The sequence below is a fragment of the Methylobacterium sp. NPDC080182 genome (genome assembly GCF_050281105.1).
Lineage (GTDB): Bacteria > Pseudomonadota > Alphaproteobacteria > Rhizobiales > Beijerinckiaceae > Methylobacterium.
This window is the reverse complement of the sequence record NZ_JBNNWO010000001.1, coordinates 249,000-262,258: the sequence shown is the minus strand read 5'-3', so window position 1 is coordinate 262,258 and position 13,259 is coordinate 249,000. Positions and strand designations below refer to the sequence as shown.

Below are 13,259 nucleotides of genomic sequence, written 5' to 3'. Positions count from 1 at the left end.
TGATTTTAGTATTGTAATTTATATCGCGGACCTTGATCGGTTAAGACTGTATTATATTATAGCTGCAAAATGCCCGCCTCGTCGATCGGGCCCGGCATGACTGCGAAAACTGATTTCCCCAATGACCGGACCTCCGGATCGGAGTCCGAGCCGCCGACCCTCAGGTCGATCGAGATCCTGGCCGATGCCGTCAAGCAGGCGGCGCAGGAGAAGACCGGCCGGATCCGGCGGATCACGGCGCAGACCAAGATCCTCGCCCTCAACGCGCTCATCGAGGCCGCGCGCGCCGGAGATGAGGGACGCGGCTTCGCGGTCGTCGCCCAGGAAGTGCGCGCCCTCGGCGAGTCCGTGGACGTCATCGCCGGCGAGCTGGAGCTTCACCTGTCCGGCCGCATCGTCGAGCTGCAGCGCACCGTCGAGACGATGGCGGGCCGCGTCCAGGGAGAACGCCTGGTCGATCTCGCGCTCAACGCGGTCGAACTGATCGATCGCAACCTCTACGAGCGGACCTGCGACGTGCGCTGGTGGGCGACCGACGCCGCCGTCGTCGCCTGCGCGGCCGATCCCGGCCCGGCCGCGGCGGCCTTCGCGGGCGACCGCCTCGGCATCATCCTCTCGGCCTACACGGTCTATCTCGATCTCTGGATCTGCGGCCTGGACGGCCGCATCCTCGCGACCGGCCGCGCCGATCGCTACCCGGGACTGCAGGGCCGGAGCGTCGCGGGCGAAGCGTGGTTCCGGGAGGCGCTCGCCCTGGAGAGCGGCGACGCCTTCGTCTGCGCCGACGTGCGGCAGGAGGATGCGCTGGGCGGCGCGCAGGTCGCCACCTACGCGGCGAGCGTGCGGGCGGGCGGTCAGGCGACCGGCGCACCGCTCGGCGTCCTGGCGATCCACTTCGACTGGGCGCCGCAGGCCCACGCCATCGTTTCGGGGATCCGGGTCGCGCCGGAAGATCGAGGGCGCACCCGCGCCCTGCTGGTCGATGCCGGCGGCCGGGTGCTGGCCGCCTCGGATCAGGTCGGTCTCCTGACCGAGCGGGTCTCCTGCCGGATGGACGGCGAGACGAGCGGAGTCGTGCGGGATCCGCGGTCGGGCACGGTCACGGCGTACCATCGGACACCGGGATACGAGACCTATTGCGGGCTGGGCTGGTACGGCATGATCGTCCAGACCGACCCCTCGGTGGGAGGTTCGGGCGCGAGGCCCGCTTGATTTCTGTCCGCCGATCCGGCTCAAACACCGCATGAGCGCGACTTCCCTCCCCGGTTCCCAGCAGCCCGACCTCGGCGACATCCGCCACGACTGGAGCGTGGCGGAGATCCGCGCGATCCACGACCTGCCGCTGATGGACCTCGTGTTCCGGGCCGCGCAGGTGCACCGCCGGCACAACGACCCCGCCGACATCCAGCGGGCGTCTCTCCTGTCGATCAAGACCGGCGGCTGCCCGGAGGATTGCGCCTACTGCCCGCAATCGGCCCATCACAAGGGCGCGGGCGTCGCGCGCGAGCGGCTGATGCCGGTGGAGACGGTGCTGGCCGAGGCGGCCGCCGCCAAGGCCGCCGGCGCCCAGCGCTTCTGCATGGGCGCCGCGTGGCGCCAGCCGAAGGACGGCCCGGAATTCGACGCGGTGCTCGCCATGGTGCGCGGCGTGCGCGGCCTCGGCATGGAGGCCTGCGTGACGCTCGGCATGCTCACGCCCTCGCAGGCCGGACGCCTCGCCGAGGCCGGGCTGACCTCCTACAACCACAACCTCGATACCGGGCCGGATTTCTACGAGGACATCATCTCCACCCGCACCTACGACGAGCGCCTGCAGACCCTCGCGAACGTCCGCGAGGCCGGGATCGGCGTGTGCTGCGGCGGTATCGTCGGGATGGGCGAAGGTGTCACCGACCGCGCCGCGATGCTCCAGGTTCTGTCCAACCACGCCCCCCATCCGGAAAGCGTGCCGATCAACGCCCTCGTGGCGGTGCCCGGCACCCCGCTGGAGGACCAGCCGGCGGTCGACCCGTTCGATCTGGTGCGCATGTGCGCCACGGCGCGGATCGTGATGCCGCGCTCCCGCGTGCGGCTCAGCGCCGGCCGCAAGAGCCTCACCCGCGAGGCCCAGGTGCTGTGCTTCCTCGCCGGCGCCAACTCGATCTTCTACGGCGAGCGGCTGCTCACCACCGCCAATAACGGGCAGGACGACGACGCGGCGCTGCTGGCCGATCTCGGCATCCGGGTCGGGGAGCCCGTCAGGGCCGCGGCCGAGTAGCGGCAGCGGGGCACCGTCTCGCGGGTCCGGTCCCGTCAGCCCTCCGGCAGCACGATCCGGAAGCGCGCGCCGCTCAGCCCCTCGGCCTCGCAATCGTCGAGGGTGAGGGTGCCGCCGTTGATCCCGATCAGCTCGGCGGCGATCGGCAGCCCGAGGCCCGTGCCACCGGACCGCATGGATCCCTGGAACGGCGCGAACAGGTTCTCCCGCGCGCGCGCCGGGAGACCGGGACCGTTATCGGCGACCAGGATCGTGACCCGGCCCGGTGCCGCGCGGGCGGCGACCACGCTCACGGCGGCCTCCGGCACGGCCGCCCCGTCCAGCGCCTGCACGGCATTGCGCACGAGGTTGGCCAGCGCCCGCCCGAGCTGCTCCGGATCGGCCTGCACGGAGAGATCGCCCGCCGCGACCTGGACGCTGACCGGATGCGCCGCCAGCGCGGCGAGATCCGGAAGCTCCGCGAAGACCGGTGCCAGCGGCGTGCTGGTGAGGAGCGGCGCCCGCTCGGAGACGCGCCCGTAGGCGAGGGTCGCCTCGCAGAAGCGGATCGCGCGGGCCAGCGTCCCGACGAGGCGGGGGGCCACGCGCTGCACGGTCGGATCCTCGGTCCCCTCCAGGCGGTCGCCCAGGAGCTGCGCGCCGGTCAGCAGGTTGCGCAGTTCGTGGCTGATCTTGCTGACCGCCAAGCCCAGTTCGGCGAGTCGCCGCTTCTGCCGGAGCTGGTCGGCGAGGCTGCGCTGCATCCGCCCGAGCGCCCGCTCGGCCTGGCCGATCTCGTCGCTGCGGCGGGACGGCGCGATGATCCGCCCGGCATCCTCCGGATCATCCGCGAAGGCCGTGATGCTGGTGGCGAGCCGCCGCACGGGGCGCACGATCAGCACCTGCAGCACCACGAAGACGAGACCGGCGGCGGCCGCCGCGATGATCAGCGAGGAGACCAGCAGGCGCAGCGCGTAGTCGATCATGGCGGTGCGCAGCGGCGCCTCGTCGAGCAGGATCTCGACCCGGTCGAAGCCGATGCCGCCCTCCCCGACCACGCGGATCGGCTCGTGGACCGGCGCCACGAGGGTGCGCCACGCGCCCCGGATCGCCGACAGGGCCGTGACGTCGCGCAGGTCGACGGTGTCGGCGACCTGCTCGGGCATGGGCTCGATGGCCAGCAGACGCTGGGCGCCGCCGCCGCGGACGGCGATGGCGCGGGCGTTCACGCCGGCCAGGAGCCGGCTCTCGAGCGGCTCGGAGACCGGCTCGCCGGTCCGCCCGTCGAGCACCAGAGCGGCGACTTGCGCGGCCGCCAGGCGGTCGGACATCCATTCGATCCGGTAATTGGCCACCGCCGGCACGTAGGTCAGCACCTCGGCCACCACCACGAACGCGACGGTGACGAGGAACAGGCGCCCGGACAGGCCGAGGCGCGCGGTGCGCCGCTCGGGGACGTCGCGGGCCGGTGCGGGCGCCGGCGTCGCCGGTGCCGCGGCCTGATGGGACTCGAGGGACACGCCGGTCACGCTCCGCGCCGGCATCGCGGATGAGGATCGGCGGAGAGAGGATTGAGAAAGCTCGAGCCGGGTTCGGCCTTCGCGGGATACATGTTCGCAAGCCACAGATTCGCAGGCGGGAATACAGGCTCCCGGCGGCGAGCACTATACGATATCCCCCTCCAAGCGGTTGCACGCGCCCTCAGACACCGAAAAACACAGCCGGCGGCGGATCGCGCGTCTCGGCTGCGCATCTCAGCCGCGTCGGGCGCGGCGGCTCAGCAGCATGCTGACCAGGGCGAAGACGGCCAGCATCGCGAGACCTGCAACCATCTTGGGCGTGACCAGGGCGCGCAGGGTCAGGGCCTGGTCGCAGCCGCCCGCCCCAGTCGCTAGGCAGGCGGCCCTGGCGGCCTCGTGGGCGGCGACGACGTCCTCGATGCCCGCGCCCGTGGTGGCGTACACGACCGCGCCCGGCAGCAGCCCCAGGAACGTGGCGAGCACGAAGACCCGCATCTTCACCCCGAAGGCGGCGGGCGCGAGGTTGGTCACCCAGAACGGGAACAGCGGCAGGAGGCGGAGCACCGCGATGTAGCCGAAGGCGTCGCGCCGGAAGCCCTCGGCCAGCCCGGCCAGGCGCGTGCCGCCCATGCGCCGCAGCAGGTCGGCGCCGGGCCCGCGGCCGATCGCGAACACGATGGCCGCCCCGGTCGTGGCCGCACAGACCGCGGTGAGGGCCCCCGGCACGATGCCGAACAGGAAGCCGCAGACCATCGTGAGGATCAGCGTGGCCGGTACCGACACGACGACGGCCCCGACATAGAGGCAGTAGGCCGCGACCAGCGCGCGGAGATACCCGGCCTCGACGAAGCCGCGCAGCCAGAGGCGGGACGCGAGCAGGCGGTCGAGGCTGAGGAGTTGCGCGGCTCCCGAGACCAGGACCACCGCCGACACCGTCAGGAGCAGCGCCAGCGGGAGCCAGCGCCGCAGGCGCTTCCAGCGCCCCTCGCGGTTCTCGACGCGGCCTTCGGCGACGGGGGCGTTGCCAGTCTCGCTCACCCGGGCTTGCGCATCCGCAGGATCTTGAAGAACCCGCCCGGGAAGGTCGGCTTCAATCCCAGGACCTCGACGCCGTTGCGCCGCGCCCAGGCCTCGATCCGCGTCGCCTTGAAGTCCGACGACCAACCGATCTTCGTGCAGAGCGGCGCCACGACTTCCTCGACCCGGGCCAGAGGGCCGTCGCTCTGGCCGAAATGGTTGGCGAGGACGATGCCGCCGCCCGGGCGCACCACCCGCAGGAACTCCGACATCGCGGCCTCGGGATCGGGCACCAGGGTGATCAGGAACTGGGCCACGACGGCGTCGAAGCTCGCGTCGGCGTAGCCGAGGTGGCAGACGTCCATCACCTGGAGGCCCTTCACGTGGGCCAGGTTCCGGCGCCGGACCTTGGCGCGGGCGCGCTTGAGCATGTCCTCGGAGAGGTCGACGCCGCAGACGAAGCTGGCCTTCGGATAGTAGCCCAGCGCCAGCCCGGTGCCGACGCCGGCCTCTAGGATCCGCGGCCCGTGCTCGGCCGCCGCCTCGACGGCGGCGCGGGCCGCGGGCTCGGTGAGCTTGTCGTAGACCACGTCGTAGACGGGGGCCCAGCGGGCATAGGCCTTGCGCATCAGGGCCGTGCTCGGCCCGGCCATCTGCGGCTCGCTCAGCATCGTTCGAAGGTTCCAGAGGTTGAGATCAGGCGGCCTCGCGGGGCCGGGCCGACAACGCGTCGACACGCCGGATGGTGCCGCCGCCCAGGACCCGGGCCCGGGGGCCGTCATCCGCGTAGATCGCGCAGGCCTGGCCCGGCGACACGCCGTCCTCGGGCTCGGCGAGCACGACCTCGGCCGCGCCGTCCGGCCCGACCGTCAGCGTCGCCGGGCGCGGCGGACGGGTCGAGCGCACGCGGACCGCCACCGGCAGGTCGCGCACGGCCGCCACCGGCCCCTCGCCGAGCCAGTTGAGGTCCGAGAGGCGGATCCGGGTCGTGGCCAGCGCCGTGCGCGGCCCGACCACAACGCGGGCCGAGTCCGGCTCCAGCCGCACGACGTAGAGCGGCTCGGGCCCGGACAGGCCGAGGCCCTTCCGCTGGCCCACCGTGTAATGCACGATCCCGTCGTGCCGGCCGAGGACGTGGCCGGCGAGGTCGACGATCTCGCCGGGCCGCGCCGCGTCGGGGCGCAGACGCGCGATCACGTCGCTGTAGCGGCCCTGCGGCACGAAGCAGATGTCCTGGCTGTCCGGCTTCTCGGCGAGGGACAGGCCGAGATCCTTCGCGAGCGCGCGGGTCTCGGTCTTCTCCATCTCGCCCAGGGGGAAGCGCAGGAAGTCCAGCTGCTCCGCCGTGGTCGCGTAGAGGAAGTAGCTCTGGTCACGGGCGGGATCGAGGGCGCGGTGGAGCGCGCGGCCGCCGCCCGGGAGCGCCCGGCTGGCCACGTAGTGGCCGGTGGCGAGCGCGTCGGCGTCGAGGTCGCGGGCGAGGCCCAGCAGGTCGCGGAACTTCACCGTGCGGTTGCACTCGACACAGGGGATCGGCGTCTCGCCCGCGAGGTAGCTCTCGGCGAACTTCTCGATGACTTCGTCGCGGAAGCGATCCTCGTAATCGAGGACGTAGTGCGGGATGCCGAGATGCTCCGCCGCCGCCCGGGCGTCGTGGATGTCCTGGCCGGCGCAGCACGCGCCCTTGCGGTGGCTCGCCGCGCCGTGGTCGTAGAGCTGGAGCGTGACGCCGACCACGTCGAAGCCCTGCCGCTTCAGCAGGCCCGCGACCACGGAGGAATCGACGCCGCCCGACATGGCGACGACGACGCGCGTCTCGTGGGGGGCTTTGGGAAGATCGAGGGCGTTCATCGTGAGGGTCCGCAGCCGCCGGCCCGGAAGCTCCCTGGCTGCACGGGCCGTCTATAGCGGGACTTCGCCCGGCTTTCCAGGGCAGCGAGATCGGACACTCGGCAGATCCTGCCGGGCGGGCGGCAGCTTCGATCAGGTCCGACCCGCGTGCTGCAAGCAGAGAACGAGATTTTTCAGAGACTTATCCGGCCGGCACGGTGGCGCGCGCCTTGCTGCTGTGCGGCCCAGAGGAGTCCGGAATGGCGAGCGGCGCGGCGGATCGTTTGGATGTCACCACTTGGATTCCGTCCGCGCGGAACGCGCAGGCGCAGCGTTCGGGCTGGGAGGCCGCGGGCGTGGCGGCCCGCGCCGGCAATTCCGCGCAGGACCGCTTCGGCGCCGCCCTGAGCGCGGCCCAGGCCCGCGACGACGCCGCGACGGCGCGGGCCCGCGCCGCCGATCAGCGCGACGTCGCCGCCTCGGCCCGCGCCCGTCAGGCCGACCTGCGCGATCAGGCCGACGCCGCGCGGCTGGCCGGCGACCGCGCCCGGGATGCGGCGCTTCAGACCGAGGCCCGGGTCGCGGACAAGAGGGTCAGCCTCGCCAAGCCGGCGGATGCGCCGGCCTCGGCCGCGCAGGCCGAGGGACCGCCCTCCGCCGCGGGCGCGCGCGCCGAGGCTCCGAAGGCGGGCGCGGCGCACACCGCCGAGACCGGCCGGGCGGGAGCCGCCGCGCAGCAGGGTTCCGAGGCCGTCGCGGCCGGGCAGGATCCGGCCGCCGAGGCGGCCGGCACCGCAGGCCCCGAGGCCGACGCGGCGGTGCCGCCGCAGAAGGCCGAGGCCCCCGCGCAACCCGCGGCCTCGGGGCCGTCCGCCTCCCTTCTGGCCCTCATCGCCGCGCTGTCCGAGGGGGGCGGCGCAACCGGGACGGTCAAGACCGAGGCCGAGGCTGAGACGGATGCGGGTACCGGCACGGCACCAGCGCAGGACGGCTCGGCGGCTCTCTCCGGAACCGGCGCAGCCGCGGGCCCTTCCGGCACGAACACTCAGGGCGGCGGCCGCGCGGCCGGAACCGTCCCCAGCATCGCCGGGACCGCCACGGCGTCGGCAGGCGCCGGTCACGAACCCGGCAAAGTCGGACCGGGCAGCGTCCCGGTCGACGGCCTGACGGCCGGCGGCGCGGCGGCCGCGACGTCCGATGCGGCGGCCCAGGATTTCCTCACCGCCCTGACCGACGTTGGCCAGGGCGCAGGTCCGCTTCAGACGCTGCCCGCGGCGGCGCAGGGTGGTCCGGCGCCGCCCGCGACATCCGGCCAGGCCGTGGACACGACGCGCGCCGCCCAGGAGACCGCCGCGCCGACGCAGACCGCGTCGCTCCAGACCGACCCACCCATCCCGATCGGCCAGGTGCCGATGACCATCGGCCTGAGGTCGCTGCGCGGATCCAACGAGTTCCAGATCCGGCTCGATCCGGCCGAGCTCGGGCGCATCGACGTCAAGCTGGAGATCGACAAGGCACACGGCCGCGTCATGACCCACCTCGTGGTCGACCGGCCCGAGACCCTCGCGCTGCTCCAGCGCGACGCCGGCCAGCTGCAGCAGGCGCTGACCCAGGCCGGCTTCGATCCCTCGGCCGGCGGGATCAACCTGTCGCTGCGGGGCGACGGAAGCGCCCAGAGCGGCGGCAGCGGCGGTCAGCCGGGCGATTCCCCGCGCGGGGGCGGCACGGGCTGGTCGCGCGATCAGGCGGAAGCCCCGCACGAGGTCGCCCCGATCCGCGTCCTGCGCGGCTACGGCGGCCTCGACATGAGGATCTAAGCGGTACGCGCGGCGCCCGCATCGCGGCCCCACACAGACACGACGCGCATCCGGCCCCTGCGCCAGGACGCGGCACAGGAGAGATCAGCATGACGAGCGGTATATCGAGCCTGACGAGCACGACGAACACGACGGGCTCGTCCACGAGCAGCAGCGGCAACGCCACCGAGATCGCCAGCAACTTCACGCAGTTCCTGACGCTGCTGACCACGCAGCTCAAGAACCAGAACCCCCTCGACCCGATGGACACCAACCAGTTCACGCAGCAGCTGGTGCAGTTCGCCGGCGTCGAGCAGCAGCTCAAGACCAACGACCGCCTCGACAGCATCCTGAGCGCCTCGCAATCGGCGAGCTCGGCCTCGGCCACGAGCTACATCGGGAAGACCGTGTCGGCCGACGGCAGCGCCTCGCAGCTGTCCGGCGGCTCCGCCTCCTGGACGCTGAACCCGGCCCGGGCCGCCTCGAAGGCGGTGATCACGGTCCTGGACTCGAAGAGCAACGTCGTGGCCACGCAGACCACCGCGCTCAATGCCGGCAGCCAGACCTACACGTGGAACGGCAAGACCTCGGCCGGCCTGACCGCGCCCGACGGGAACTACTCGATCAAGGTGGCGGCCACGGATGCCACCGGCTCGAGCGTTTCGGTCGATACGAGCCTCACGGGCACGGTCGACGAGGTCGATCTCAGCGGAACGTCGCCGGTGCTGGTGATCGGTTCGCAGCGCGTGCCGCTGTCCAGCGTCCAGACCATCGGGTTGTCCACAAGTGGCACTTAACGAATCACATCCGAGTGACTCGCTTCAACATCTCTTAAGCGGGCACAAGTACCTTCAATGCTCGACAGGTCAGTCGAGTGTAGAGCGTATCATGACCGAACCGAGCCGCCCGAGAGTGAAGTACGTGATCGGGCCCGACGGCAGCCCCCTGACGATCGCGGACCTTCCGCCCCCGAGCACCCGTCGCTGGGTGATCCGGCGCAAGGCCGAGGTCGTGGCCGCGGTGCGCGGCGGTCTCCTCAGCCTGGAGGAGGCGTGCAAGCGCTACACGCTGACCACAGAGGAATTCCTCAGCTGGCAGTTCTCCATCGACCAGCACGGCCTCGCCGGCCTGCGGACGACCCGGATCCAGCACTACCGTCACTGATCCGCGGCGCCTGTGCCGGGCGCCCCTATCCCGGGACGCCGCCGGCGCTTCCGGGTCTCATCGAGACCGCGGGTGCCGGACCCGGCGCGTCGCCGACTCTGGTCGAGGGACCCGCTTCGCGGCCCCGGACCGACGCGAAGGCCACCCGCCCGCAGCGACGACCTAAGACGGCGCCGAGGGGCTGGCCCGGTCGAATCCGAGGACTCACGAAGCCGCGTCCGGACCCCGGGCGCGGCTTCGGTCGTTCCGGCGCCCGCATCCGAGCCCGCGGGACGCCCCCGCATTAACGACCCGCTAACCACGACCTGGGCAATTTCTGCCGAGCGGGCCGCCGGGGTCCGCCAGCGTTAGAGTGCAGCGAATCCTCCCGTGAAGCCGGTTCTCGATCTCGTCACGAAGTTCGGACCGGCCCGAATCGCCGCCATGGCGGCGGTGACGCTGACGCTCATCGGCTTCTTCGCCTTCATCATCCTGCGGGTCTCGCGCCCCGACATGGGCGTGCTGTTCTCCGACCTGTCGATGCAGGACTCGGCCTCCGTGGTCCGGGAGCTGGACAGCCGCGGCATCCGCTACGAGACGCGGGGCGATGCCGGGCAGACGATCCTGGCCCCCCGCCCGGACCTCGCCAAGCTGCGCATGGACCTCGCCGGCAAGGGCCTGCCGACCCAGGGCGGCGTCGGCTACGAGATCTTCGACAAGGGCGACGCGTTCTCGTCCACCAACTTCGTCCAGAACGTGAACCACCTGCGTGCCCTGGAGGGCGAACTGGCGCGCTCGATCCGGGCGATCGGGCGGGTCCAGGCGGCCCGCGTCCATCTCGTGCTGCCGGAGCGCCGCCTGTTCGAGCGGGACCGGGAGAGCCCGAGCGCGGCGATCGTGCTGAAGCTGATGGGCGATCTCGATTCCGGGCAGGTCCGGGCGATCCGCCATCTCGTGGCCTCCGCGGTGGAGGGCCTCAAGCCCGAACGGATCTCGATCGTCGATGAGCGCGGCCGGCTTCTGGCCGACGGCGCCCGGGACGCCGCGGCCGACGTCGCCGGCGGGTTCGAGGACCGGCAGGTCGGCCTCGAACGGCGCCTGCGCGGCCAGATCGAGGACGTCGTCGCCGGCATCGTCGGCCCGGGCCGGGCCCGCGTCCAGGTCAACGCGGAACTCGACCTCAACCGGGTCGAGAGCCGCTCCGAGACCTTCGATCCCGAGAGCCGGGTCGTGCGCTCCGCCCAGACCCGCACCGAATCGGCGGTCACCGGCAATGCCGAGGGACAGGTCAGCGTCGGCAACGAGTTGCCCGGCGCCAATGGCGGCGACAAGACGCCGACGCCCAAGGACGCGACCAACAAGAACGAGGAAACCACCAACTACGAGATCTCGCGGGTCACCAAGACCGAGATCGCCGAGAGCGGCCGGATCAAGCGCCTGTCGGTCGCCGTGGTGCTCGACGGCGTCTACGCCACCGCCCCCGACGGCAAGCAGACTTACAGCCCGCGCACGCCCGCCGAGATCGAGAGGATCACCGCGCTGGTGCGCGGCGCCGTCGGCTTCGACAAGGCCCGCGGCGACCAGATCGAGGTGGTGAACCTGCGCTTCGCGGAGGCGCCGAGCGTACCGCAATTCACCGAGCCCACGCTGATCCAGTCGCTGCTCGCCCCCACCAAGGAGGACGTGCTGCGCATGGCCGAGCTCGCCGTCCTGGCGCTGCTGACGCTCATCGTCCTGCTCACGGTGGTCCGCCCCCTGGTGCGCCAGGTGCTCGCGCCGGTCCCGGATGCCCCGGTCCTGACGGCGTCCGGAATCGCGCTCTCCGGCGACGCCGCCGCGGTCGCGGGTCCGGGCCAGACCGTGACGGTCATCGACCGCGACAACCCGACCGCGCGGCTGATGGAGTTCGCCAAGATCAACGGCCAGGTCCAGGCCGAGACGGTCCAGCGCGTGGTCGACATGGTCCGGGCGAGCCCGTCCGAGACCGTCGAGGTGCTGCGCACCTGGATCCAGGAAGAGTGAAGCGTAGGGCGTCGAGGGCAACACGATGGCGGCAGGTGCGGCACTGGGTCTGGCCAACACGCTGGCGACGGCGGGCGGCGATTCGTTCGCGTCGATGCCCGGGCCGCAGCGCGCCGCCGCGCTCCTGCTGATGCTCGGGGAGGAGGAAGGCGCCCCGATCTGGCAGATGCTCGAGGAGGAGGAGATCAAGAAGGTCAGCGCCGCCATGGTCCAGCTCGGCACGCTGGAGGCGCAGACCGTCGAGAAGCTGATCATCGAGTTCGTGACCAAGCTCGGCAACAGTGGCGGCATCTCGTCGAACTTCGAGCGGACCGAGGCGCTGCTCCTCAAGATCTTCCCCAGCGATCAGGTCTCGCTGATCATGGCGGAGATCAAGGGCGCGTCGGGCAAGCGCGTCTGGGCCTCGATCGCCCAGGTCGACCCGGAGATCCTCGCGTCGTTCCTGCGCAACGAGTACCCGCAGACCGTGGCGGTGGTGCTGTCGCGGGTGCGCGCCGACTACGCGGCGAAGGTGCTCACCATCCTGCCGGAGGACTTCGCCATCGACGTCCTCAACCGGATGCTGCGCATGGAGACGGTGCAGAAGGAGGCGCTGCGCCACATCGAGGAGACGCTGCGGGTCGAGTTCGTGTCGACCATCGCCCAGACCCAGCGCCGCGACGCCCACGAGATGATGGCCGACGTGTTCAACGCCTTCGACCGGCAGACGGAGGGCCGCTTCCTCGCCGCCCTCGACCAGGCGAACCGCGGCTCGGCCAAGCGGATCCGCGAGCTGATGTTCACCTTCGAGGACCTGCTGAAACTCGATCCGGGCAGCGTCCAGACCCTGCTGCGCAGCATCGACAACGAGACCCTGTGCCGCGCGCTCAAGGGCGCCAACGAGCCGACCCGCGGCTTCTTCCTGAGGCAGATGTCGACCCGCGCGGCCAAGAACCTCACGGACGAGATGGCCTCGCTCGGGCCGGTCCGCCTCAAGGAGGTGGATGAGGCGCAGGCCAAGATGACCGAGATCGCCAAGGACCTCGCCGAGAAGGGCGAGATCATGATCGCCAAGAATAGCGCCGAGGAGGAGCTGGTCTATTGAGCGCCCAATCCGCCCGGAGCGCGAAGCCGTTCCTGTTCGAGACCGACTTCCGCAGCGGCCGCCCTAGCGCCGAGGCCCTGCGCGCCGCCGAGACCGCGCTCCGCGCCGAGGCCGAGGCGCATGCCCGCGGCCTGCAGGAGGGACGCGCCCAGGCCGAGGCGCAGGTCCAGGGGCGGCTCGCCGACGCCATGACCCGCCTGGCGCTCGCCGCCGCGGGCCTGATCGCCCAGGCCGACGCCCGCGACACCGAGCGCGAGGCGCAAGCGGTCGAGGTGGCCATGCTGATCGCCCGCAAGGTGGCGGGCGACGCTCTCGATGCCGCCCCGCTCGCCGGCATCGGCGAGGCGGCCCGGACGGCGCTCCAGCACCTGCGCGGCGTGCCGCACTTGGTGGTGCGGGTGCACGACGGCTTGGTCGAGGAGGCCGAGACCCTGGTGAAGCGCCTCGCGCGCGAGCGCGGCTACGAGGGCCGGCTCGTGGTGCTGGGCGACCCCGACATGGCGGCGGGCGACGCCCGCATCGAGTGGGCGGACGGCGGCATCGTTCGGGAGCGCGCCCGCATCGAGGCGGCGGTGCTCGACGCCCTCGGCCTGCCGACGGGCCCGTGAGGA

12 protein-coding genes are annotated in these 13,259 nt (G+C 72.1%); 8 read left to right on the top strand and 4 right to left on the bottom strand.

The annotated features are described in order from the left end of the window. Window positions 1-96: 96 nt before the first annotated feature. Both ACQKQD_RS01355 and bioB read left to right on the top strand, forming a co-directional pair. Window positions 97-1,212, top strand: a complete 1,116-nt coding sequence (locus ACQKQD_RS01355; protein ID WP_427507284.1) for a methyl-accepting chemotaxis protein — start codon at window positions 97-99, stop codon at window positions 1,210-1,212. A 31-nt stretch (window positions 1,213-1,243) separates the two neighbouring features. Continuing rightward, the gene (gene bioB, locus ACQKQD_RS01350; protein ID WP_020090825.1) at window positions 1,244-2,257 is read left to right on the top strand and encodes a biotin synthase BioB; all 1,014 of its coding nucleotides are present in this window, start codon (window positions 1,244-1,246) and stop codon (window positions 2,255-2,257) included. 35 nt (window positions 2,258-2,292) lie between these two features. On the opposite strand, the gene ACQKQD_RS01345 is transcribed toward bioB, so the two are convergent. From ACQKQD_RS01345 to mnmA, 4 genes are all read right to left on the bottom strand, one after another. Further along, window positions 2,293-3,780 (bottom strand): sensor histidine kinase, encoded by a 1,488-nt coding sequence (locus ACQKQD_RS01345; RefSeq protein WP_020090826.1) that lies wholly within the window; start codon window positions 3,778-3,780, stop codon window positions 2,293-2,295. Between the two features lie 210 nt (window positions 3,781-3,990). Then, window positions 3,991-4,794 carry a TVP38/TMEM64 family protein gene (locus tag ACQKQD_RS01340; protein WP_020090827.1) on the bottom strand — a complete coding sequence of 268 codons (804 nt, stop codon included), beginning with the start codon at window positions 4,792-4,794 and terminating at the stop codon, window positions 3,991-3,993. Next, window positions 4,791-5,444, bottom strand: a complete 654-nt coding sequence (locus tag ACQKQD_RS01335; protein WP_056531444.1) for a class I SAM-dependent methyltransferase — start codon at window positions 5,442-5,444, stop codon at window positions 4,791-4,793. The genes ACQKQD_RS01340 and ACQKQD_RS01335 overlap by 4 nt, the downstream gene beginning before the upstream one ends. Before the next feature lie 25 nt (window positions 5,445-5,469). Beyond that, window positions 5,470-6,624, bottom strand: a complete 1,155-nt coding sequence (mnmA, locus tag ACQKQD_RS01330; RefSeq protein WP_020090829.1) for a tRNA 2-thiouridine(34) synthase MnmA — start codon at window positions 6,622-6,624, stop codon at window positions 5,470-5,472. 335 nt (window positions 6,625-6,959) lie between these two features. Between mnmA and ACQKQD_RS01325 the strand changes: the two genes are divergently transcribed. The 6 genes from ACQKQD_RS01325 (at window position 6,960) to ACQKQD_RS01300 (ending at window position 13,256) form a co-directional block, all read left to right on the top strand. After that, window positions 6,960-8,420 carry a flagellar hook-length control protein FliK gene (locus ACQKQD_RS01325; RefSeq protein ID WP_427507283.1) on the top strand — a complete coding sequence of 487 codons (1,461 nt, stop codon included), beginning with the start codon at window positions 6,960-6,962 and terminating at the stop codon, window positions 8,418-8,420. A gap of 89 nt (window positions 8,421-8,509) precedes the next feature. Further along, a complete protein-coding gene (locus tag ACQKQD_RS01320) occupies window positions 8,510-9,196 on the top strand; it encodes a flagellar hook assembly protein FlgD (protein ID WP_020090831.1) in 687 nt (228 codons plus the stop codon). A 91-nt stretch (window positions 9,197-9,287) separates the two neighbouring features. Then, a complete protein-coding gene (locus ACQKQD_RS01315) occupies window positions 9,288-9,563 on the top strand; it encodes a DUF1153 domain-containing protein (RefSeq protein WP_007569077.1) in 276 nt (91 codons plus the stop codon). Window positions 9,564-9,932: 369 nt separating this feature from the next. Then, on the top strand, window positions 9,933-11,564 hold the full coding sequence (fliF, locus tag ACQKQD_RS01310; protein WP_427507282.1) for a flagellar basal-body MS-ring/collar protein FliF: 1,632 nt from the start codon (window positions 9,933-9,935) through the stop codon (window positions 11,562-11,564). A gap of 25 nt (window positions 11,565-11,589) precedes the next feature. Next, window positions 11,590-12,648: a flagellar motor switch protein FliG gene (gene fliG, locus ACQKQD_RS01305; RefSeq protein WP_020090834.1), complete on the top strand. Its 1,059-nt coding sequence runs from the start codon at window positions 11,590-11,592 to the stop codon at window positions 12,646-12,648. Further along, on the top strand, window positions 12,645-13,256 hold the full coding sequence (locus ACQKQD_RS01300; protein ID WP_427507281.1) for a FliH/SctL family protein: 612 nt from the start codon (window positions 12,645-12,647) through the stop codon (window positions 13,254-13,256). Before fliG ends, ACQKQD_RS01300 begins: the two co-directional genes overlap by 4 nt. Window positions 13,257-13,259: the final 3 nt, after the last annotated feature.

Coding starts and splice junctions, on each gene's coding strand:
- fliG (WP_020090834.1), top strand. CDS start 11,590: ATGGCGGCAGGTGCGGCACTGGGTCTGGCCAACACGCTGGCGACGGCG.
- ACQKQD_RS01355 (WP_427507284.1), top strand. CDS start 97: ATGACTGCGAAAACTGATTTCCCCAATGACCGGACCTCCGGATCGGAG.
- ACQKQD_RS01320 (WP_020090831.1), top strand. CDS start 8,510: ATGACGAGCGGTATATCGAGCCTGACGAGCACGACGAACACGACGGGC.
- ACQKQD_RS01315 (WP_007569077.1), top strand. CDS start 9,288: ATGACCGAACCGAGCCGCCCGAGAGTGAAGTACGTGATCGGGCCCGAC.
- mnmA (WP_020090829.1), bottom strand. CDS start 6,624: ATGAACGCCCTCGATCTTCCCAAAGCCCCCCACGAGACGCGCGTCGTC.
- ACQKQD_RS01335 (WP_056531444.1), bottom strand. CDS start 5,444: ATGCTGAGCGAGCCGCAGATGGCCGGGCCGAGCACGGCCCTGATGCGC.
- bioB (WP_020090825.1), top strand. CDS start 1,244: ATGAGCGCGACTTCCCTCCCCGGTTCCCAGCAGCCCGACCTCGGCGAC.
- ACQKQD_RS01345 (WP_020090826.1), bottom strand. CDS start 3,780: ATGCCGGCGCGGAGCGTGACCGGCGTGTCCCTCGAGTCCCATCAGGCC.